This window comes from Pseudomonas sp. GM17, assembly GCF_000282175.2.
GTDB classification, from domain to species: Bacteria; Pseudomonadota; Gammaproteobacteria; order Pseudomonadales; family Pseudomonadaceae; genus Aquipseudomonas; species Aquipseudomonas chlororaphis.
Window position 1 is genome coordinate 1,064,235 of sequence record NZ_CP124732.1, and the last position, 20,766, is coordinate 1,085,000.

The following is a 20,766-nucleotide window of genomic DNA, read 5'->3' on the forward strand; positions in this document are numbered from 1 at the left end:
GCAAACGACCCGGGCGCTCGCATTCCGCAACTCTGCGAGCGCGACTCGCTCCTGCAAAGCGTGTAATGGCTGTTTATGAAAACCCCGCTGTGGTTCCCGCAAAGCTTCTTCTCCCGCACCCTCTGGCTGGTGTTGATCGTGGTGCTGTTCTCCAAGGCGCTGACCCTGGTTTATCTGCTGATGAACGAGGACGTGCTGGTGGACCGCCAGTACAGTCACGGCGTGGCCCTGACCCTGCGTGCCTATTGGGCCGCCGACGAATCCAACCGCGACCAGATCGCCGAGGCCGCCGGGCTGATCAAGGTGGTCGGCAGCGGTGTGCCGGCGGGCGAGCAGCATTGGCCCTACAGCGAGATCTATCAGCGGCAGATGCAGGCCGAGCTGGGCGCCGACACTGAAGTGCGCCTGCGCATGCATGCGCCGCCTGCGCTCTGGGTGCGCGCGCCGAGCCTGGGCGACGGCTGGCTGAAAGTACCGCTGTATCCGCACCCGCTGCGGGGGCAGAAGATCTGGAGCGTGCTCGGCTGGTTCCTGGCGATCGGCCTGTTGTCCACGGCGTCGGCGTGGATCTTCGTCAGCCAGCTCAACCAGCCGCTCAAGCGTCTGGTCTATGCCGCCCGGCAATTGGGGCAGGGGCGCAGCGTGCGCCTGCCGATCAGCGATACGCCGAGCGAGATGACCGAGGTGTACCGCGCCTTCAACCAGATGGCCGAGGACGTGGAACAGGCCGGGCGCGAACGCGAGCTGATGCTGGCGGGGGTGTCCCACGACCTGCGCACGCCGCTGACCCGCCTGCGCCTGTCGCTGGAGTTGATGGGCAGCCACAACGACCTGACCGACGACATGGTCCGCGACATCGAAGACATGGACGCGATTCTCGATCAGTTCCTGGCCTTTATCCGCGACGGCCGCGACGAATCGGTGGAGGAGGTTGATCTCAGCGATCTGGTGCGCGAAGTGGCGGCGCCCTACAACCAGAACGATGAAAAGGTGCACCTGCGCCTGGAACCGATCCCGCCGTTCCCGTTGCGTCGGGTGTCGATGAAGCGCCTGCTGAACAACCTGATTGGCAACGCGTTGAACCACGCTGGCACCGAGGTCGAAGTCGCGGCCTATGTGTCGGGCGACACCAGCGCGCCTTATGTGGTGCTGAGTGTGATGGACCGTGGCGCGGGCATCGACCCGTCGGAGCTGGAGGCGATCTTCAACCCCTTCACCCGCGGCGACCGTGCCCGGGGTGGCAAGGGCACCGGCCTGGGCCTGGCCATCGTCAAGCGGATCGCCTCGATGCACGGGGGCAATGTCGAATTGCGCAACCGCGCCGATGGCGGCCTGGAAGCGCGAGTGCGGTTGCCGTTGGGATTATTGCTACCCAGGGATGCGGTTTGACCTGTAGCCGCTGCCGCAGGCTGCGATAAGGCCGGGCCACGCTGGTCGCAGGACCTTCGCTCGATTTGCGAATGCTGCGTCTGCTACGCAGCCGATCGCAGCCTGCGGTAGCGGCTACAGCTCAGCCTTTTCCTTTGGTCCGGGTCATGTTCGGGCCACCGTTTTTCTCGATGTGCTCGATGATGATCCCCGCCACGTTCTTGCCCGTGGTGGTCTCGATGCCTTCCAGGCCCGGTGAGGAATTCACTTCCATCACCAGCGGCCCGTGGTTCGAGCGCAGGATATCCACGCCCGCCACGCTCAGGCCCATGACCTTGGCCGCGCGCAGGGCGGTCATGCGTTCTTCCGGGGTGATCTTGATCAGGCTGGCGCTGCCGCCACGGTGCAGGTTGGAGCGGAACTCGCCGGGCTTGGCCTGGCGTTTCATCGCGGCAATCACCTTGTCGCCGACCACGAAGCAGCGGATGTCGGCGCCTCCGGCTTCCTTGATGTACTCCTGGACCATGATGTTCTGCTTCAGGCCCATGAAGGCCTCGATCACCGACTCGGCCGCGGTGGCGGTTTCGCACAGCACCACGCCTATGCCCTGGGTGCCTTCCAGCACCTTGATCACCAGAGGCGCGCCGTTGACCATCTCGATCAGGTCGGGAATGTCGTCCGGCGAGTGGGCGAAGCCGGTCACCGGCAAGCCGATACCGCGCCGGGACAGCAGTTGCAACGAGCGTAGCTTGTCCCGCGAGCGGGCGATGGCCACCGACTCGTTGAGCGGGAACACACCCATCATTTCAAACTGGCGCAGCACCGCGCAGCCGTAGAAGGTCACCGAGGCGCCGATCCGTGGAATCACCGCATCGAAACCTTCCAGCGGCTTGCCGCGGTAGTGGATCTGCGGTTTGTGACTGGCAATGTTCATATAGGCGCGCAGGGTGTCGACCACCACCATTTCATGGCCACGCTCGGTGCCGGCTTCGACCAGGCGACGAGTGGAATACAGACGCGGGTTACGCGACAGCACAGCGATCTTCATGCAACACCTGTGGCAGAGGTAGTGGACACCGGGAACACCGGTTTGTCTTGAACGTATTTGATCCCTGGATTGACCACCAACTGGCCATCGATCAGGGCTTTGGAACCGAGCAACAGGCGATAACGCATGGCCTTGCGGCAGGCGAGGGTGAACTCCACCCGCCAGACCCGATCGCCGAGCGCCAGGGTGGTGCTGATCACGTAGCGCACCTGTGCCTGGCCGTTGGAGCTCTTGATGGTTTTCATCGCCACCAGCGGTGCTTCGCAACGCCGGTGACGCAACTGCACCACGCTGCCCAGGTGCGCGTTGAAGCGCACCCACTGCTCACCGTCGCGCTCGAACGGCTCGATCTCGGTGGCATGCAGGCTGGAGGTGCTGGCGCCGGTATCGATCTTGGCGCGCAGGCCGGCGACTCCCAAATCCGGAAGCGCCACCCACTCGCGCAGACCCACGACGGTCAAATGGTCAAATGTCTTCAAATGTGCTCAACCGCTGAGGAACCCGCTCGTACCGTCAAGCGGCCGAATTCGCGGTATTCACGCAGAATAATGGGTAAAAGGCGACAGATATCTAGGCCCGGATCCACAGCGCCCGGACGGGCTGCTGCAGAGCCTCGCATTCTAAACCGAGCCATCGCAATTCATGGCACGAGAGAAACGGTAGTACAGTTCGAAAATATTTCAGAATGAGGACATGCCATGGCACAAAAAGCCGAAGACGACGACAAGGTCCGTCTGGACAAATGGCTGTGGGCGGCGCGCTTCTACAAGACCCGTGCGCTGGCCAAGGCCGCCATCGAAAGCGGCAAGGTGCACCACCGTGGCGAGCGCTGCAAACCGGGCAAGGAGCCGAGGATCGGCGACGAGTATGAGATACGCACCGGCTTCGACGAGCGCACCGTGGTGGTCCAGGCCCTGTCGATCGTGCGCCGTGGGGCGCCGGAGGCGCAGGCTCTCTATACGGAAACCGCAGCCAGCATCGCCAAGCGGGAAAACGCTGCGGCCCTGCGTAAGGCCGGCGCCCTGGGTGTGAGCACCGATGGCAAGCCGACCAAAAAACAGCGGCGCGACCTGTTCAAATTCCACAGCCACGAATAAACAAGACGCTTTGCTTCTGTAGGAGCGAGGCTTGCCCGCGATCAGCTGCGAAGCAGCGGTTGCAGCCCTTTCATGATCTTCATGAAAGAGCGCAACCGCTCAGCCTCTTGAACATGAACCGGCGGCTACAGGCAACGGCAATCAGGCCGTAGCCCGCACCACGCTCAGGCGCGACAGCAGCGGTAGCTTGCCCAGCAGGTTGAACAGCGGGTTGGTCGCCCGCAGCAGGAAGTCCGAGGCCTTGGCCGCGTACGGGGTGTAGTAGCCCCAGCCGAGTGCCCAGACCGCCAGCAGCACGCCACCGATATAGTCGTCCTGGCCCCAGTGCGCGCCGGCCACCAGGCGCGGCATCATGAACAGCAGGGTCAGGCCCCAGATCACCAGGAATTGGCCGACGCCGCGGCTGAACACACTCATGAACAGCGCCCAGATCAGCAGCACCGAGGCGTGGTCACCGGGGAAGCTCTGGCTGGAACGGTCCTTGAGCTCCCAGGTTTTTTCCCAGTGCGGGAAATAGTCGCTCATGTGCACGGTATCCTGGAGCATCATCGACGGGCTGTCGTGCTGCCAGTCCATGGCGTCGGCGAGCCTGGAGAACCACAAGCGGATAATCAGCATCAAGACCAGGATCGACAGGAAGCCGAAAAAGGCCCGGCGTATGTCCACGGCCTTGAACACCCAGTCACCGCGGATCAAAAGGGTCAGCAGGATCAGCCCGACTATCGCGTCGAAAGGCCGCAGGCTGGCCACGGCCCAGATATGCAGCCAGGTGGAGTTGCTCGCAAGGGGAGCATTCAGCAGGCGGAACAGCCATTCGTCGAACATCACACAAAGCATGTGCCCGCTTGGCCATAACCAGAAACCCAGCAGTGCCAGAGGGAGCAAATTGCACAACACCAGCTTGCCGAGGTTCCACCTTGCTTGGAACAAACCCGGATTGTTCATAAAATGCCTCCAATGGCAGAAAATCGCGCACCGTAACAGTGCAAAAAACGCAATTTTCATATCTTGTAACCATTTTGTCATCACTTCAGATACCCAAACCTATGACTCATTTGCCGGATACCGACTTCACCCAACGCTTCATCTTCGATGACAGCGACGCCCGCGGCGAGCTGGTGGCGTTGGAGCGCAGCTATGCCGAAGTGCTCGCCAAACACGCTTACCCGGAGCCGGTCGCGCAACTGCTCGGCGAGCTGATGGCGGCGGCCGCGCTGCTGGTCGGCACGCTGAAGTTCGATGGCTTGCTGATCCTCCAGGCCCGTTCCGAAGGCCCGGTGCCATTGCTGATGATCGAGTGCTCCAGCGAGCGCGAGATCCGTGGTCTGGCCCGCTACGACGCGGAGCAGATCGCCCCGGATGCGACCCTGGCCGACCTGATGCCCAATGGCGTGCTGGCCCTGACCGTCGACCCGACCCACGGCCAGCGCTACCAGGGCATCGTCGATCTGGATGGCGCCACCCTGTCGGAATGCTTCACCAACTATTTCGTCATGTCCCAGCAGGTCGGCACCCGTTTCTGGCTGCACGCCGACGGTCGTCGCGCCCGTGGCCTGCTGTTGCAGCAACTGCCGGCCGACCGCCTCAAGGATGAAGAAGAGCGCGCCGCCAGCTGGCAGCACATCACCGCGCTGGGCAGCACCCTGACCGCCGACGAACTGCTGAGCCTGGACAACGAAACCGTGCTCCATCGCCTCTACCATGAAGAAGCCGTGCGCCTGTTCGATGTGCAGCCGTTGCGCTTCCGTTGCAGCTGCTCGCGGGAACGCTCGGGCAATGCGCTGGTCAGTCTGGGTCTGGAAGATGCGCAGAAGCTGGTGGTCGAACACGGCGGCAGCATCGAGATCGATTGCCAGTTCTGCAACGAGCGCTACCTGTTCGATGCGGCCGATATCAGCCAATTGTTCGCCGGAGCGGGTGTCGAGTCGCCGTCAGATACTCGTCACTAAAACGGTTCAGCGCAGGTAAATCACCTGGCAAGCGCCGGATTAACGCCGTTCTGACGGGAGGGCCCTACTCTTTTTGGGCTTTTCTGGCATAATCCGGCGCACTTTTTTCGCGGTAGTAGTGCACGACTTTCTACTACAAAACGTTTGGAGCACTCGGCCACTGGCCGACGGGGAACCTCATGACGCAAGCCAATAACGCCGTGTACACCGATCTGAGTGTTGATGATCTGGTCAAAGAAGCCCTGAATCGCGGTGAAGGCGAGCTTGCCGATACCGGCGCGCTGGTTGTTCGTACCGGTCACCGTACCGGCCGTTCGCCAGTCGATCGTTTCATCGTTGAAGAGCCGAGCACCCAGGACGCTATCGCCTGGGGCCCGATCAACCGCAAGTTCCCGGCCGACAAATTCGATGCCTTGTGGGCTCGCGTCGAGGCGTTCAACAACGCGCAAGAGCATTTTGTTTCCCATGTGCATGTAGGTGCTTCCGACGAGCACTACCTGGCCGTGAAGATGACCACCCAGACTGCCTGGCAGAACCTGTTCGGTCGTTGCCTGTTCATCAATCCGGCCCAGTACAACCCGGCTGGCCGTGACGAGTGGCAGGTGCTCAACGTGGCCAACTTCGAATGCGTTCCAGAGCGTGACGGCACCAACTCCGACGGTTGCGTGATCCTCAACTTCGCTCAGAAAAAAGTGCTGATCGCCGGCATGCGCTACGCCGGTGAAATGAAGAAAGCCATGTTCTCGGTACAGAACTTTCTGCTGCCGGCCGCCGACGTGCTGCCGATGCACTGCGCCGCCAACATTGGCGAAGAAGGCGACGTGACCCTGTTCTTCGGTCTGTCCGGCACTGGCAAGACCACCCTGTCCGCCGATGAAAGCCGTTACCTGATCGGTGACGACGAGCACGGCTGGGGCGAGGGCGTGGTGTTCAACATCGAAGGCGGTTGCTATGCCAAGTGCATCGACCTGTCCGAGAAGAACGAGCCGGTCATCTGGAAAGCCATCAAGCATGGCGCGGTGCTGGAAAACGTTGTGCTGGACGACGCCAAGAAGGCTGACTACGCCGACGGCAGCCTGACCCAGAACAGCCGCGCCGCCTACCCGCTGGAGCACGTCGAGAAGCGTTCCGAGAAAAACCTCGGTGGCGAGCCGAATGCCGTGATCTTCCTGACCTGCGACCTGACCGGCGTACTGCCGCCAGTCTCGATCCTCAGCGAAGAACAAGCTGCCTACCACTTCCTGTCCGGCTACACCGCTCTGGTGGGCTCGACCGAAATGGGCTCGGGCGCCGGCATCAAGTCGACCTTCTCCACCTGCTTCGGCGCACCGTTCTTCCCGCGTCCGGCAGGCGAATACGCAGAGCTGCTGATCAAGCGCATCCGCGGCTTCGGTTCCAAGGTCTACCTGGTCAACACCGGCTGGACCGGCGGTGGCTACGGCGTTGGCAAGCGCTTCAACATCCCGACTACCCGTGGCGTGATCGCCGCCATCCAGAGCGGCGCTCTGGTCGGTGCCGAAACCGAGCACCTGGGCACCATCAACCTGGACGTGCCACTGGCCGTTCCAGGCGTCGAAACCGGCCTGCTCAACCCACGCAACACCTGGGCTGACAAAGCCGCCTACGACGAGGCCGCCAAGGCCCTGGCCGGCCTGTTCATCGAGAACTTCAAGAAGTTCGACGTGAGCGACGCCATCAAAGCTGCCGGTCCGAAGCTGTAAGCATCGGGCAAGTGGTTCAAGAAGCCGCCCTTCGGGGCGGCTTTTTTGTGGGCGTCATTCAGTCCTGTTCAAACACTAGGCGGCTTGTCCGAGCGGTTCAATAAGCCAGATTCGATGCGATTTGTAAGGTAAATCCTTGTGTCCTGTCGTAGACCGTTTAGGGCCAATCGCAGGGCATGAACGAAAAAGAAAAGTCGCTCGACCAGCTCGGATTTGCCTGACAGCCAAGGTCCCCTCGCACTGGTTAACGTGAGATCCCCCGGTTGAAGGCCGGGGTTTCCCAGGCGACCGAGCAAAGGACTATGGCCCGCAACAAGGATGTGCCCCAGGTATGGCAGCACTACGACGCTGACGGCGGTGGTTATCGTCGCCTGCGCGATATGACTGCGAGCGAATTGGCCGAGCGTGATGAGGCGCAGCAGGGTTACGAGCAGATGCTCGCTCATCAGCAGGCCTATGAAGAGCGGCTGCCGACCACACAGGTGGAATCGCAACCAACGCCCGTCGGTTGCGTATTTGCCAAGTCTTGCAAGCTGCCGAACGCAATCATCGACTACGTCACCCCGACGGGCTTCATACCCACTGATTCGGTGGCGAATTACGGCGCGTTGACGCTGCTGGGCGGTCGCGAGGTCGAGGCGGGTGGGCGAGTGCCCCTCAAGCGCATCAGCGGCGCGCTGCCGGCCAATCTCGGTGCCTTGGCCCTGGGTGGTGTCTCCGTGGGTTCTGGTACCACCGGCAGTGGCTTGGGGCTGGTGGCCTTGCTCGCTCCATCGAGTTTGGGGGACGGCGCGCTGTACAGCGAAGAGCAACTGCGCAACCTCAAGCAGGCCCGCACCCGCTTGCGCCTGCGGGTCGAACAGCAGGCCGATGGCAGCCTCAAGGGCTACGGTTTCAACACTCAGGGGCGCCGTGAGTGGGAAATGATTCCGGTCGCTGAATTTGAGACTCGTGGCGAGCAGCAAGTGGCCGACCTGGGTGGTGGCATCACCCTCACCTGGACCCCGGCTGTGGACCCCACGAACACCATTGGGATACCGCCCCTGGAAGCGGCGCCACAGACACCACCGATCTGGATTTTCCCGCCGACGGAAGCGGCGGAACGGATCATCGTCAGCCCGATTTATCCGCCGGAGTATCGGGATTTTATTCTGGTGTTTCCGCCGGGGTCTGGAGTTCAGCCGCTGTACATTGTGCTGAGCACACCGGTATCAGGATATGTTCCTGCACCGAGCGCCTTGCCTGGCTTTCCTGATGCTATTAGGGCAAAGCGGAAAACGTCTGTCCAAGGAGGTGGTGGGCGGCGTAAGCGATGGAAAACGGCAAAAGGACTCATTTTAGAATGGGACTCTCAACATGGCGCAGTTGAGATGTATGACAAGCACGGCCGCCATCTTGGCGAATTTGATCCGCTTACTGGTGAACAAACTAAAGCAGCCAACAAAGCAAGGAGCGTAGAACCATGAAGTTTCTCGTTGAGGCTTTTGACAAGAAAACCGAGATGTTGGTTTTTGACGTAGAACTGCCGGTCGACTGTGACGAGCGGGTGAAAGAGATCATGGGCTGGACAGTGGACCCTCAAGGTTGGGAAGGCTATGACCTGAGTGCAGCGCAGTTGGCGGAGTTTGAAAAGATCACGGAGAAGAAATTTGATCTCTGCGCATACGATTTCCAACTGACAGCTAATGGCTGAGTATTTTCGAGGGCACTGAAAAAGAAGTGGATGCGCTTGTACTCCATTTCCAAAAGTTGAGCGAATACCCAGCAGGCTCCGATCTGATTTTCTACCCAGAGGACGGTGCCGATGACTCGTCCGAAGGCATCACACGGATAGTGAAGGAGTGGCGAGCGGCTAATGGTTTGCCCGGTTTCAAATCTGTCTGAAAAGGTTTTGCCATCCCGGCCCCTCAGCAAACTTCAGGGATTCCCACAGCCCCCATCTTTCCCAATGGATTAGCAAGCAAATCCCGAAAAAACTGTGTATCGTGCGCGCGAAATCTGCCGGGTACCTTTGGGTGCCGACTTCATACACTTAAAGGGAATTAGGTATGCGATTGTTTCGCGTGACTTCGATTTTTTCGTTGTGGGCATTGGCGTTTTCGGTGACGGCGCAGCAGCTGCCGGTCGAGGTGCTGAGTGCGGTGGTCAAGGACCAGAAGATCGCCGACGCCGAAGTGCTGGTGCAGCGCAATGGCGCGCAGAGCGTGGTTGGTCGTACCAATGCTCAAGGCCAGGTGACCCTGACCACCGACTTCGCCGATGACCCCAGCAACCTGCTGATCATCAAGAAACCCGGCTATTCCAACCTGGTGGTCAAGTGCCCGTGCAGCGGCATGACCTATGCCATCAGCCCGGTGATGCAGAACCTCGACGGTCTGCGCGTGGTGCTGACCTGGGGCGCGAACCCCAGCGATCTCGACTCGCACATGATCTTCCCGGGCAACAACATCTACTTCCGCAACCAGCAAGGCGATGACGCCCACCTGGACGTCGACGATGTCGACAGCTACGGCCCGGAAACCATCACCCTGGAAAAGAAACACTACGGCGAAAGCTATGTGTACGCGGTGCATGACTACAGCAACCAGAGCCGCCCGGCGTCCCGCCAGCTCTCTGCCAGCCAGGCCAAGGTGTTCGTGTACATGGGCCAGTCGCTGGTGCGCACTTACTACGTGCCGCAGGACCGCAGCGGTAACCTGTGGACCGTGTTCCGCATGACCGGCAATGGCGACTTCCAGGACATCAACACCCTCAGCGGCGTGACCGTCGACGCGCAGGACGTGCTGAACGAAGTATCGCCGCTGCTCGACGACAAAGTGGAAGTGGCCGCTGTCGCCGTCAGCAGCAGCGCGCAAGCCGATGCGAAAACCCTGAACCGCAAGGGCGAAGAGGCTTACCACGCCGGTAACCTGCAGCAAGCCATCGACTTCTACCGTCAGGCCATCGAGCTGAACAACGGCTACGGTCAGGCCTACAGCAACCTCGGCCTGGCCTATCAGAAAGCCGGCAACACTGCCGAGTCGATCTGGGCCAACCGCAAGGCCATCGCCCTGGCCAGCGGCAACTCGGCGGCCACCGTGCGCGCCAGTTCCTACTACAACATCGCGCGGATCTACGAAGCGGCCGGTCAGTTCGCCGATGCCCTGCGTCACTATCAGTTGGCCAAGCAGCAGAAGGCCAACCCGGTGTACGACAAAGCCATCGAGCGTGTGCAAAACCGTTGATTCACGGGTGTTGATCTGACCCCCATAACGCGCCGTCCCACGGCGCGTTATGCATTTATGGAGGTTGTTATGCGGGTTCTGGTTGTTGCTTTGATGTTGTCCCTGTGGACGGCCGTTGCCCAGGCTGCCGGCCCGATGGTGTTCGCCACTATCGACCGCAGCACCTGGCCGGGTTCGCTGGCCACGCAAGCGGGTTTCGATACCGCCTCGCGCGCGGAAATCCTGATGTTCGGCAAGGCCCTGCTGGCCAGCGAGGCGCTGGACGATGTCAGCCTCAAGCAGCGCCTGGGCGTCAAGGCGCTGGACCATCATTCGGTCGAGCAAGTGCGCGATCGTTTCTGGATACGCCTGCTCAGCAGTTACCACAGCGCCAGCCAGGACTGTGAAGGTGCCGCCTTCTGCCCGCCGGTGCGTAACCTGGATGACTTGCGGCAACTGGCCCAGGGCTTCACCGGGACGATCAGCCCGGCCTATGACGCCTGGGCCCAGGCAAGCCGGCAGTTTCATGAGCAGTATCTGAACGAACAGCTGCGCCTGGCGGCCTTGTTTCCGAAGATCAGCAGTGAGATCGAGCGTTTCGATAGCACCGAGCTGATGGGTGACGAATTGGCGGACCGGCAGTTTCTGCTGACCTTCGACGACGGCCCGACAGCCGCGGGCGGTCACACTGATACGCTGGCCAACGTGCTGCGGGCCAACGACCTGCATGGATTGTTCTTCGTCCTGGGCGAACCGTTCCAGGCGCGTCTGCGCAAGTCGTCGCCGGCGCAGATGCGCGAGTTGTACAGCGGCCAGTGCGTTGCCCTGCATGGCTGGGCGCACAAGTCCCACAGCGCCTGGAGCGAATGGCAGCAGTCCATCACCCGTTCCGCGACCCTGGTGCGCGGCACCTTGCCGGATGACTACCAGCCGCTGTTCCGTCCGCCTTATGGCCAGCGTTCGAGTGACAGCCCGGCGTTCTTCAAGGCCCAGGGCATCAAGGTGATGCTCTGGGGCGTCGACTCCCAGGACTGGAGCAAGAGCATCAGCGCCAGCGCGGCGAGCCAGCGGGTGCAGACGCTGATGTTGCTGTGGCGCCGGGGGATCATTCTGTTCCACGATATTCACAACAAGGCGCCTGCCGCAGTGCCGACGCTGATCGCCGCGAACAAAAGCAATGGCGTGAAGTGGGTGGATTGCCGCGCGACGCGCTAAGAGCACGATTTTCATCGCGAGCCATCGCGCATCGACCGGTGCCCGATGGCTTGCGATACACCCTGAAAAACTCCGCGTCATCCCCAGTCGAACGCGGCTCTCCGTTCCCCCTGTATCATCCCGTATCCTTTTCCTCCCGACCTTTTCTCGACCCGCTGACTGGCCGCGCTAGGCTTCAAGGCACGTCAGCGGTCAAAGGAGTGACAGCTCATGCACAACACCCTCGAACAGGTCTTCGGTTATCCACAGTTCCGTCCCGGCCAGGAGGCGGCGGTCAGCGCGGTGCTGGCCGGGCGCTCGGCGGCGGCGATCTTTCCCACGGGCTCCGGCAAGTCGCTGTGCTACCAGCTGCCGGCCTTGCTGCTGCCGCACCTGACCCTGGTGGTCTCGCCGTTGCTGGCGCTGATGCAGGATCAGCTGGCGTTCCTGCAACGGCACGGCATCGCCGCGGCGAGCATCGATTCGGCGCAGAGCCGCGATGACGCCAACGAGGTCATGGCGCGGGCGCGCTTCGGTGAGTTGAAGATCCTGATGATCTCGGTGGAGCGCCTGAAGAACGAGCGTTTTCGCAACTTCCTGCAGCAGGTGCGGATCTCCCTGCTGGTGGTGGACGAGGCGCACTGCATCTCCGAATGGGGCCATAACTTTCGCCCCGACTACCTCAAGCTGCCGGACTACCAGCGTCAGTTCAACATTCCCCAGGCACTGCTGTTGACCGCTACCGCCACGCCCAAGGTGATCGCCGACATGCAGGCGAAATTCGCCATCACCGGGCAGGATGTGGTGACCACTGGTTTCTACCGGCCCAACCTCAACCTGCTGGTGGAGCCGGTGCGTGGCCAGGACAAGCGCCGACGCCTGGTGCAGTGGATGGGCGAGCGTCCCGGGCAGCCGAGCATTGTCTATGTCACCTTGCAGAAAACCGCCGAGCACATCGCCGAGCATCTGAGTCGCAACGGTATCCAGGCCCAGGCTTATCACGCCGGCCTGCCCCATGAGCAGCGCGAAGCCATCCAGCGGCAGTTCATGGCGGGCCAGTCCAATTGTATCGTCGCCACCATCGCTTTCGGCATGGGCATCGATAAGAGCGACATCCGCAATGTGGTGCATTTCGACCTGCCCAAATCCATCGAGAACTACAGCCAGGAAATCGGCCGCGCGGGGCGTGATGGCCAACCTTCGGACTGCCTGGTGCTGGCCAACCGCGACAGCCTCAACGTGCTGGAAAACTTCGTCTACGGCGACACGCCGGAACTGGAAGGCATTCGTTGTGTGCTGGACGAGCTGCAAAATGCAGCACCCGACGGGCAATGGGAGTTCCTGCTGGGGCCGCTGGCGGACCAGAGCAATATCCGCCAGCTGCCGCTCAAGACCTTGCTGGTGCAGCTGGAACTGCGCGGCCTGATCGCGCCGCGTTACGCCTACTTCGCCGAATACCGCTTCAAGTTCCTTGAGGAACCGCAGGCGCTGCTGGCGCGTTTCGAAGGTGAGCGCCGGGACTTCGTGGCGGCGATCATCGAGACCTCCAGCCGTGCCCGGACCTGGGCCACGGTGAATTTCGACGCGCTGTATCAGCAGCATCAGGCTGAGCGTAACCGGGTGGTGAAGGCCCTGGACTACTTCCAGGAAAAGGGCTGGGTCGAGCTGGAAAGCAAGCAGATGACCGAGGTCTACAACCTGCTGGAGACGGGCTTCGATGCCGCGACCCTGAGCCAGCAATTGCACGCCTATTTCAAACAGCACGAAAGCAGCGAGATCGCACGGATCCACGCGATGCTCGCACTGTTCGCCACCGAGCAGTGCCTGGGGTATCGCCTGGCGCAGTATTTCGGCGACGACCAGGCACCGCAGCGGTGCGGGCATTGCTCGGTATGCCATGGCCAGGTGGCCCGCCTGCCGGAGCCGCCAGCCTTGCCTGAGCTTGTGGATAAAAACTTCGAAGCGCTGTGTGGCGAATTTATCCACAGGCACCACCAATACAGCGGCACGGTTCCAGGGGCGGAACGGCTGACGCGTTTCCTGTGTGGGATCAGCGTGCCGCTGTTCACCAAACTCAAGGCGCGGTCGATCCCGGGTTTCGCGGTGCTCGAGGATTATCCCTACGCCGAAGTGCGCGATTGGGCCGAACATCATCTTCAGGATTGATACCTGCCCGATCCATCTGCTGAATGCCGCTCATCACAGGAATAAATTTCAAAAATGTCCTGGGCCTGATTATGGTGGTTTGCGTCTTTGAGCCACCTACAGGGGAGCCACTATGAGCCAGATCGATATTCAGCGCGCCGCGGTGATCGGTGCCGGAACCATGGGCCGCGGGATCGTGATGTGCCTGGCCAATGCCGGGGTCGCGGTGCAGTGGGTGGACAACAATCCGCAGATGCTCGAACAGGCGCTGACAGCGGTGACCGAGACTTATGCACACAACGTGCGTCAGGGGCGGATCGATCAGGCAGAGGCCGATGTGCGCCGGGCCCGGATAAGCGCGGCGGCGGATTATCCGGCGATCCGCGATATGGACCTGGTGATCGAGGCAATCTACGAGAACCTCGAGCTGAAGCAGCAAATCTTCCGCGAACTCGATGGCCTGCTCCAGCCGCGGGCGATCCTCGCCAGCAATACCTCGGCGCTGGATATCGACGCCATCGCCGCAGTCACCCGGCGCCCAAGACAGGTGCTGGGCCTGCACTTCTTCAGCCCGGCCCACATCATGAAGCTGCTGGAAATCGTCCGGGGCGCCGCGACTGCGCCGCAGGTGCTCGAGGCCGCGCTGGCGCTGGGCGAGCGCATGGGCAAGGTCAGTGTGGTGTCTGGCAACTGCCCTGGATTCATCGGCAACCGCATGTTGCGCACCTATGTGCTGGAGGCGCGCAAGATGTTGCTGGAAGGGGCTTTCCCTTATCAGGTGGATGCCGCATTGCAGGGCTTCGGTTTTGCCATGGGCCCGTTCCGCATGTACGACGTGGTCGGCATCGACCTGGAATGGCGTGCCCGGCAACTGGCCGGCAAGGGCCAGGAGGCGCACGAAGTGCAGGTGGATAATCGCCTGTGCGAGGCGGGTCGTTTTGGCCAGAAGAGTGGCAAGGGTTATTACCACTACGAGCCCGGCAGTCGTCAGGCTGAGCACGATGTACAGGTCGATGCCCTGGTTCAGGAGGTCAGCGAGGGCCTGGGCTACCGCCGTCGCGACATCGGTCCCGAGGAAATCCTCGAGCGCTGCCTGCTGGCGCTGGTCAACGAAGGCGCGAAGATTCTCGAGGAAGGCATTGCCGGCTCGGCGCACGACATCGACCTGGTGTATCTCAACGGTTATGGCTTTGCGGCGGACAAGGGCGGGCCGATGAGTTGGGCGGACCAGCAGGGGCTGGTGTCCATCCAGCAAGGGCTGCTGCGGCTGCAAGCCGAGTCGGGCATGCACTGGAAGCCGGCGCGGTTGATTGACGAGCTGGTGCAGGCTGGCAAAGGGTTTGCCGATCATCGGGCCATCGGTTGAAATAGGCGTCGCCTGATCGACCACACCATGGTTGCTTTCCAGACACCTTGCCTCCGAGAACCCGCCAATGACCGACCGCATGCCGCAACGCACCGACTACCGCCACTTCCAGCCCATCATCACGCGCTGGCACGACAACGATGTGTACGGTCATGTGAATAACGTCACCTACTACAGCTTCTTCGACACGGCGGTGAACACCTACCTGATCGAGGAGGGCGGCCTGGATATCCATGACGGCGAGGTGGTGGGCTTCGTGGTGAGTTCGGCCTGCGATTACTTTGCCTCGATCGCTTTCCCCGAGCGCATCGAGATCGGCCTGCGTGTCGGCAAACTGGGCAACAGTTCGGTGCAGTACGAGCTGGCGGTGTTCAAGGCAGGGGAAACCGATGCCTGCGCGGCGGGGCGCTTCGTGCATGTGTTCGTCGATCGGGCATCGAATCAGCCGGTAGGGATTCCCGCCGGGCTGCGTGGAGCGCTGGAACGCTTGCTGGTGTAAGCACAAAAAAGACCGCAGCTCGGGCGGCTCCTTGGGGTTCATCCCGGGGGTGATGAACCCTGTCTGACAGGAGCTGCCGTCAGGCTGCGGTCTTTGTGTCAGCGGGTTGCGACCGTTTCAGGTCTTAGTCGCGCCAGTGACGTTTGTGCTTGCGATGCCCGTAGGCATGGCCACGACCCGGATGGCCGTCGCGGTAGTAGCGACGGTCGTCGTAGTCGCGATCGCGGTAACGGCGATCGTCACGATCGCTGGAGTTGCCCATATGGTTACCCAGTGCGCCACCCACACCACCGCCCGCGGCTGCGCCGATCAGGCTGCCAGTGGTGCCCCCCACACTGCGACCGACCACGTTACCGCCGGCTGCGCCCAGCGCACCACCGATAGCGGCTTCGCCACGGCTGCGTCTGTCGGCACCCACGGCACTGCCGCCCGCGCCGCCCAGTGCGGCACCGATGGTGGAACCGGTGTTGCCACCAATCGACTGACCGACGACCGAGCCTAGAACCCCGCCCAATGCGCCGCCCACACCTGCCTCTGTGGTGCCGCCGGCAGAGGCGACGCCGCTGACCAGGCCAAGGGACAACAAGAGAATCGAGGAGAACTTCATAGAGGAGCCTCAAAGGGATGACGGCGCGATCCTGAGGCTGTGTTGAGGCGCTTACAATCGAAATCCGACGAATAGCACGAGTTGTACACAATCTCGTAACTTATTGTTTTTAGTAGGGAACTTATCCTATTTTTGCGAGTCTGTAGCTACTTGGAAAAGGCCGCTTCTGGATGGAAGCGGCCTTTTTTGTGCCTGCGATTTCGCCGCCGCTGGAACCTCCTGACTGTAGCCGCTGCCGCAGGCTGCGATCGGCTCCGTAGGAGACGTTGCTCTTGAGGGCCCTGGAAGGCGCTGCGCGCCTTATCGCAGCGTGCGGCAGCGGCTACAGGGCCAGCGATTTCGTCGATCAGGCCGACCGGGCCATGATCAAGCCGCTGTTGCTGGCCGCTTCCAGGCGGATCGCGACGAACTTCGAGGTCGGGGTGTAGCTGCCGTCCCCGATACTTTCCAGCGGCACCAGCGGGTTCACCTCTGGGTAATAGGCCGCAGCCTGCCCAGCCGGAATATCGAAGGCCAGCAGGGTGAAACCCTTGACCCGACGCTCGCGGCCGTCATCCCACAACGACACGATGTCGGCTTTCTGCCCCGGCTTGAAGCCCAAGCGGATGATGTCGGCTTCGTTGACGAACAGCACGTCGCGCTGGCCCTTCACGCCACGGTAGCGGTCGTCCAGGCCGTAGATGGTGGTGTTGTACTGATCGTGGGAACGCATCGACTGCATGATCAGGTCCGGCAACTGCCCGGTGGCGCGGGTGCGTTCGTGCACCAGATCCTTGGGCAGCAGGTTCGGGCGGAAATTGGCGCGGCCCGATGGAGTGTTCCAGCGCCGCGCGCCGGCCGAGTTGCCGAGGTAGAAGCCACCAGGGTTTTTTACCCGCTGGTTGAAGTCCTTGAAGCCGGGAATGGTGTCGGCGATCAGGTCGCGGATACGGCTGTAATCGGCCACCAGCCAGTTCCAGTCCACCGGATGGCTGCCCAGGGTAGCGGCGGCGATGCCGGCGAGGATCGATGGCTCCGAACGCATCTGTGGCGACAGCGGCTGTAACTGGCCGTTGGACGCGTGAACCATGCTGAAGGAGTCTTCCACGGTCACCGCTTGCGCGCCTTCGCTCTGCAGGTCGATGTCGGTACGGCCCAGGCACGGCAGGATCAGTGCTTCCTTGCCATGGGCCAGGTGGCTGCGGTTGAGCTTGGTGCTGATCTGCACGGTCAGGTCGCAGTTGCGCAGGGCCTGGAAGGTCCGCGGGCTGTCCGGGGTGGCTTGGGCGAAGTTGCCGCCCAGGCCGATGAAGACTGTCGAACGGCCTTCGAGCATGGCGTGGATCGCCTCGACCACGTTATGGCCGTTCTCGCGTGGCACCTTGAACTGGAAGCGCCGCTCCAGGGCGTCGAGGAAGGCCACTGGCGGCTGTTCGTTGATGCCCATGGTGCGGTCGCCCTGCACGTTGCTGTGGCCGCGCACCGGGCACAGGCCGGCGCCCGGACGGCCGATATTGCCGCGCAGCAGCATCAGGTTGGCGATTTCCTGGATGGTCGGCACCGAGTGGCGATGCTGGGTGATGCCCATGGCCCAGCACATGATCACGTTCTTGCCCTTGGCGTACATGCGCGCCGCGCGCTCGATCTCCACCAGGGTCAGGCCGGACTGTTCGACGATGTCGTCCCATGGGGTGTCGTCGATGATGCCCAGGTAATCCAGTACGGCGGCGGTGTGTTCGTTGAGGAAGTCGTGATCGAACACCGCCGGCGCGCCAGTCTTCTGGGCGTCGCGTTCCCATTGCAGGAGGAACTTGGCCATGCCGCGGACCACCGCCATGTCGCCGCCCAGGGCCGGGCGGAAGTAGGCGGTGTTGGTCGGCTTGTTGCCGTTGGTGAGCATTTCGATCGGGTGCTGCGGATGCTGGAAGCGTTCCAGGCCGCGTTCTTTCAGCGGGTTGATGCACACCACCTGGGCCCCGCGTTTCACTGCTTCGCGCAGCGGCTCGAGCATCCGTGGGTGGTTGGTGCCGGGGTTCTGGCCCCAGACGAAAATCGCATCGGCATGCTCGAAGTCGTCGAAGGTCACGGTGCCTTTGCCGACGCCGACGCTTTGCGCCAGGGCCACGCCGCTGGCTTCGTGGCACATGTTCGAGCAGTCGGGGAAGTTGTTGGTGCCATAGGCGCGCACGAACAGCTGGTACAGGTACGCCGCTTCATTGCTGGCGCGGCCCGAAGTATAGAACTCGGCCATGTCCGGGTTGGGCAGTGCTCGCAGGTGCTTGCCGATCAGGGCGAAGGCCGCTTCCCAACTGATGGGCTTGTAGCGGTCGGTTTCGGCGTCGTAGCTCAGGGGCTCGGTCAGGCGGCCCTGGTATTCGAGCCAGTAGTCGCTCTGCTCCAGCAGCGAGCTGACGCTGTGCTTGGCGAAGAACTTGCCATCCACGCGGCGTTTGGTGGCCTCCCAGTTCACCGCCTTGGCGCCGTTCTCGCAGAACTTGACCATGCCGCTTTCCGGCGAGTCGCCCCAGGCGCAGCCCGGGCAGTCGAAACCGCCGTTCTGGTTGGTCTTGAGCATCATGCGCAGGTTTTTCAGGGCGTTGTCACTTGTCAGCCAGGCCTGGGCGACGCTGATGAGCGCGCCCCAGCCGCCGGCCGGGCCCTTGTAGGGCTTGTAGCGCGGGGTGGGTGTCTGGTCGGCTTGGTGATGAGTGGTCACGCTTGTTTCTCCATCGCAGGGCTATAGACCCTTGGCGCACTTTTTTGCGGCAGGTGAATGAGGTTGAGGTTGTGCCGGCGTGCCCATTGCAGGGCCAGGCCGGTGGGGGCCGACAGACTGACCAGGGTCTGGATGCCGGCACGCAGGACTTTCTGGATCAGTTCCAGGCTGCAACGGCTGGTGACGATGGCCACGCCGCCGGCAGTGGCTATGTTCTGGCGGATCAACGCGCCAATCAGCTTGTCCAGGGCGTTGTGCCGGCCGATATCTTCACGGCCCAGCAGCAGCTCGCCCTGGGCGTTCATGAACACCGCCGCATGCACCGCGCCGGAGTGCTGGCCCAGGGGCTGGAAGGCGCTGATGCGCTGGCGCAGGCCATCGAGCCATTGGGCGGGCGGCAATGGCGCGCCGGGCAGCACCTTGAGGTCCGGCAGGGCCTGTTCCACGGCTTCCACGCCGCACAGGCCACAACCGCTGGTGCCGGCCAGTTGCCGGCGTTGCTGCTTGAGGTTCCAGAAGGCGCGGCTGGAGATCTGCACCTGGGCGTACTGGGCCGAACCGCTACCGCTCAGTTGCAGGTCGTAGATGTCCGAGGCGTCGCCGATGATGCCGCTGCCGAGGCTGAAGCCGACGATGAAGTCTTCCAGGTCGCTGGGGGTGACCAGCATCACGGCCTGGCTGATGCCGTTATAGGCGATCGCCAGCGCGACTTCCTCGGCGAGCGCGGTGCTGGCCGATTCCGTGTGGTCGAGGTTGCTGTAGCGGTAGTTCTGGCTGGCGGCGGGCGCGGGCGTTTTCGCAGTGGGCGTCGCGCAAGCCGGGCGCTGGGGTTTCATGGGGCATCACCGGCGGAATATCCAGCCCTAAGACTAAGCGCGTCAAAGTGTCGCGTCTAATTGCTAGTACTGATGTGCCGATAGATGCCGTCGATCAAGACTCGCTCGGTGATTTCTGCTGCAGGGCGAAGCACGCCTCGGCCAGGGCCGAGCGCGGTGCGCTGCGGCGCATGATCAGGCCCAGGTGCGCCAGGGTGTTGGCGTCTGCTATGGGCTGCAGGCGCAGGTGCTCGGTGAGGGCTTCCAGGCCGCCGTCCAGCGGCATGATCGCGCAGCACAGGCCGCCATGTACGGCTTGCAGCAATTGATGCACGGCATCGGTCTGCAGCAGCGGTTGAGGGGTGAGGCCGCGACTGTGGAAGTTATGGTCGATGGACTGGCGAAAATGCATGCCGCTGGTCAGCATGCCCAGCGGCAGTTCGATCACGGCCTCCCAACTCAGGGGCTGTTCGCCGAAGCTGAAGAAGCGTTGGTCGTAGAGCAGGCCCATGCGGGTTTCGCCCAGGGCCAGGGATTCGAAGCGTTCGCTGTCCAGGCGCTCAAGATAGGAAACGCCGATATCCAGGCGATTGCTCGCCAGCTGTTCGAGGATCTGCTCGGAACTGAGCGCCGACAACTCGAAGCGCACATTCGGGTGCGCCTGGTGCAGGCGCTGCATCAGTGGCAGCGGGTCGAAACTCGACAGCGGTACCACCCCCAGGCGCAGGGTGCCGACCAGATTGCCGCGACAGGCGGCCGCCTCGGCCTGCAACCCGTCGTAGGCGGCCAGCACGCTGCGGGCCCAGGCCAGCACCCGTTCCCCCGGAGCGGTGAACCCCTCGAAACGCTGGCCGCGGTTGACCAGCGGCAGCTCGAGTTCTTCCTCGAGGTTGCGCAGGCGCATGGACAGGGTCGGCTGGGTGATGTGGCAGCGCGCGGCGGCCTGGCCGAAATGGCGGGTTTCGTCGAGAGCGATGAGGAATTTCAGCTGCTTGATGTCCATCTTCGCTTCCTGGGCGCGGGGGGGAGGCGATTCTAGCGTGCTTGCCGTGCACAGCG

At 62.4% G+C, this 20,766-nt stretch carries 18 protein-coding genes and 1 pseudogene; 12 read left to right on the plus strand and 7 right to left on the minus strand.

The window, feature by feature from the left end; translation table 11 throughout:
- Nucleotides 1–75: 75 nt before the first annotated feature.
- A complete protein-coding gene (locus PMI20_RS04760; RefSeq protein WP_007925244.1) occupies nt 76–1,389 on the plus strand; it encodes an ATP-binding protein in 1,314 nt (437 codons plus the stop codon).
- A 121-nt stretch (nt 1,390–1,510) separates the two neighbouring features.
- Here the strand turns inward: PMI20_RS04760 and rimK are convergent, their stop codons facing one another.
- Together rimK and rimB are read right to left on the minus strand one after the other, a co-directional pair.
- Entirely contained in the window at nt 1,511–2,416 is a 906-nt protein-coding gene (gene rimK, locus PMI20_RS04765) for a 30S ribosomal protein S6--L-glutamate ligase (protein WP_007931744.1), read from the minus strand.
- Nucleotides 2,413–2,895, minus strand: a complete 483-nt coding sequence (gene rimB / locus PMI20_RS04770; RefSeq protein WP_007931742.1) for a retropepsin-like aspartic endopeptidase RimB — start codon at nt 2,893–2,895, stop codon at nt 2,413–2,415. Before rimB ends, rimK begins: the two co-directional genes overlap by 4 nt.
- Before the next feature lie 219 nt (nt 2,896–3,114).
- Here rimB and PMI20_RS04775 point away from each other — a divergent pair, with 219 nt between their 5' ends.
- The gene (locus tag PMI20_RS04775; protein WP_007931741.1) at nt 3,115–3,513 is read left to right on the plus strand and encodes an RNA-binding S4 domain-containing protein; all 399 of its coding nucleotides are present in this window, start codon (nt 3,115–3,117) and stop codon (nt 3,511–3,513) included.
- A 141-nt stretch (nt 3,514–3,654) separates the two neighbouring features.
- Here PMI20_RS04775 and PMI20_RS04780 read toward each other — a convergent pair whose 3' ends face one another.
- Nucleotides 3,655–4,458, minus strand: a complete 804-nt coding sequence (locus PMI20_RS04780; protein ID WP_007931740.1) for a phosphatase PAP2 family protein — start codon at nt 4,456–4,458, stop codon at nt 3,655–3,657.
- Between the two features lie 101 nt (nt 4,459–4,559).
- On the opposite strand from PMI20_RS04780, the gene hslO reads away from it, so the two are divergent.
- The 10 genes and pseudogenes from hslO (at nt 4,560) to PMI20_RS04830 (ending at nt 15,590) form a co-directional block, all read left to right on the plus strand.
- Entirely contained in the window at nt 4,560–5,462 is a 903-nt protein-coding gene (hslO, locus tag PMI20_RS04785) for an Hsp33 family molecular chaperone HslO (protein WP_007931739.1), read from the plus strand.
- Between the two features lie 179 nt (nt 5,463–5,641).
- Nucleotides 5,642–7,183, plus strand: a complete 1,542-nt coding sequence (locus PMI20_RS04790) for a phosphoenolpyruvate carboxykinase (RefSeq protein WP_007931738.1) — start codon at nt 5,642–5,644, stop codon at nt 7,181–7,183.
- A 302-nt stretch (nt 7,184–7,485) separates the two neighbouring features.
- On the plus strand, nt 7,486–8,649 hold the full coding sequence (locus tag PMI20_RS04795) for a colicin E3/pyocin S6 family cytotoxin (protein WP_007931737.1): 1,164 nt from the start codon (nt 7,486–7,488) through the stop codon (nt 8,647–8,649).
- A complete protein-coding gene (locus PMI20_RS04800) occupies nt 8,646–8,876 on the plus strand; it encodes a DUF7683 domain-containing protein (protein WP_007931736.1) in 231 nt (76 codons plus the stop codon). The genes PMI20_RS04795 and PMI20_RS04800 overlap by 4 nt, the downstream gene beginning before the upstream one ends.
- A 14-nt stretch (nt 8,877–8,890) precedes the next feature.
- Nucleotides 8,891–9,067, plus strand: a pseudogene (locus PMI20_RS04805) (bacteriocin immunity protein); the annotation flags it as partial.
- 164 nt (nt 9,068–9,231) lie between these two features.
- Entirely contained in the window at nt 9,232–10,407 is a 1,176-nt protein-coding gene (locus PMI20_RS04810; protein WP_007931735.1) for a tetratricopeptide repeat protein, read from the plus strand.
- A gap of 69 nt (nt 10,408–10,476) precedes the next feature.
- Complete coding sequence (locus PMI20_RS04815) at nt 10,477–11,601, plus strand: polysaccharide deacetylase family protein (RefSeq protein WP_007931734.1); 1,125 nt, start codon at nt 10,477–10,479, stop codon at nt 11,599–11,601.
- Nucleotides 11,602–11,811: 210 nt separating this feature from the next.
- Nucleotides 11,812–13,746 (plus strand): RecQ family ATP-dependent DNA helicase, encoded by a 1,935-nt coding sequence (locus PMI20_RS04820; protein WP_007931733.1) that lies wholly within the window; start codon nt 11,812–11,814, stop codon nt 13,744–13,746.
- Between the two features lie 112 nt (nt 13,747–13,858).
- Nucleotides 13,859–15,091 carry a 3-hydroxyacyl-CoA dehydrogenase gene (locus PMI20_RS04825; RefSeq protein ID WP_007931730.1) on the plus strand — a complete coding sequence of 411 codons (1,233 nt, stop codon included), beginning with the start codon at nt 13,859–13,861 and terminating at the stop codon, nt 15,089–15,091.
- Between the two features lie 67 nt (nt 15,092–15,158).
- The gene (locus PMI20_RS04830; protein ID WP_007931728.1) at nt 15,159–15,590 is read left to right on the plus strand and encodes an acyl-CoA thioesterase; all 432 of its coding nucleotides are present in this window, start codon (nt 15,159–15,161) and stop codon (nt 15,588–15,590) included.
- A 124-nt stretch (nt 15,591–15,714) separates the two neighbouring features.
- On the opposite strand, the gene PMI20_RS04835 is transcribed toward PMI20_RS04830, so the two are convergent.
- The 4 genes from PMI20_RS04835 to PMI20_RS04850 all read right to left on the minus strand — a co-directional run bounded on the left by PMI20_RS04835 (nt 15,715) and on the right by PMI20_RS04850 (nt 20,710).
- Nucleotides 15,715–16,197 (minus strand): glycine zipper domain-containing protein, encoded by a 483-nt coding sequence (locus PMI20_RS04835; protein ID WP_007931726.1) that lies wholly within the window; start codon nt 16,195–16,197, stop codon nt 15,715–15,717.
- 346 nt (nt 16,198–16,543) lie between these two features.
- Nucleotides 16,544–18,892 carry an FdhF/YdeP family oxidoreductase gene (locus PMI20_RS04840; RefSeq protein ID WP_007931724.1) on the minus strand — a complete coding sequence of 783 codons (2,349 nt, stop codon included), beginning with the start codon at nt 18,890–18,892 and terminating at the stop codon, nt 16,544–16,546.
- Nucleotides 18,889–19,728, minus strand: a complete 840-nt coding sequence (gene fdhD, locus PMI20_RS04845) for a formate dehydrogenase accessory sulfurtransferase FdhD (protein ID WP_007931723.1) — start codon at nt 19,726–19,728, stop codon at nt 18,889–18,891. The genes PMI20_RS04840 and fdhD overlap by 4 nt, the downstream gene beginning before the upstream one ends.
- Nucleotides 19,729–19,822: 94 nt before the next feature.
- Nucleotides 19,823–20,710: a LysR family transcriptional regulator gene (locus PMI20_RS04850; protein WP_007931721.1), complete on the minus strand. Its 888-nt coding sequence runs from the start codon at nt 20,708–20,710 to the stop codon at nt 19,823–19,825.
- Between the last annotated feature and the right edge of the window lie 56 nt (nt 20,711–20,766).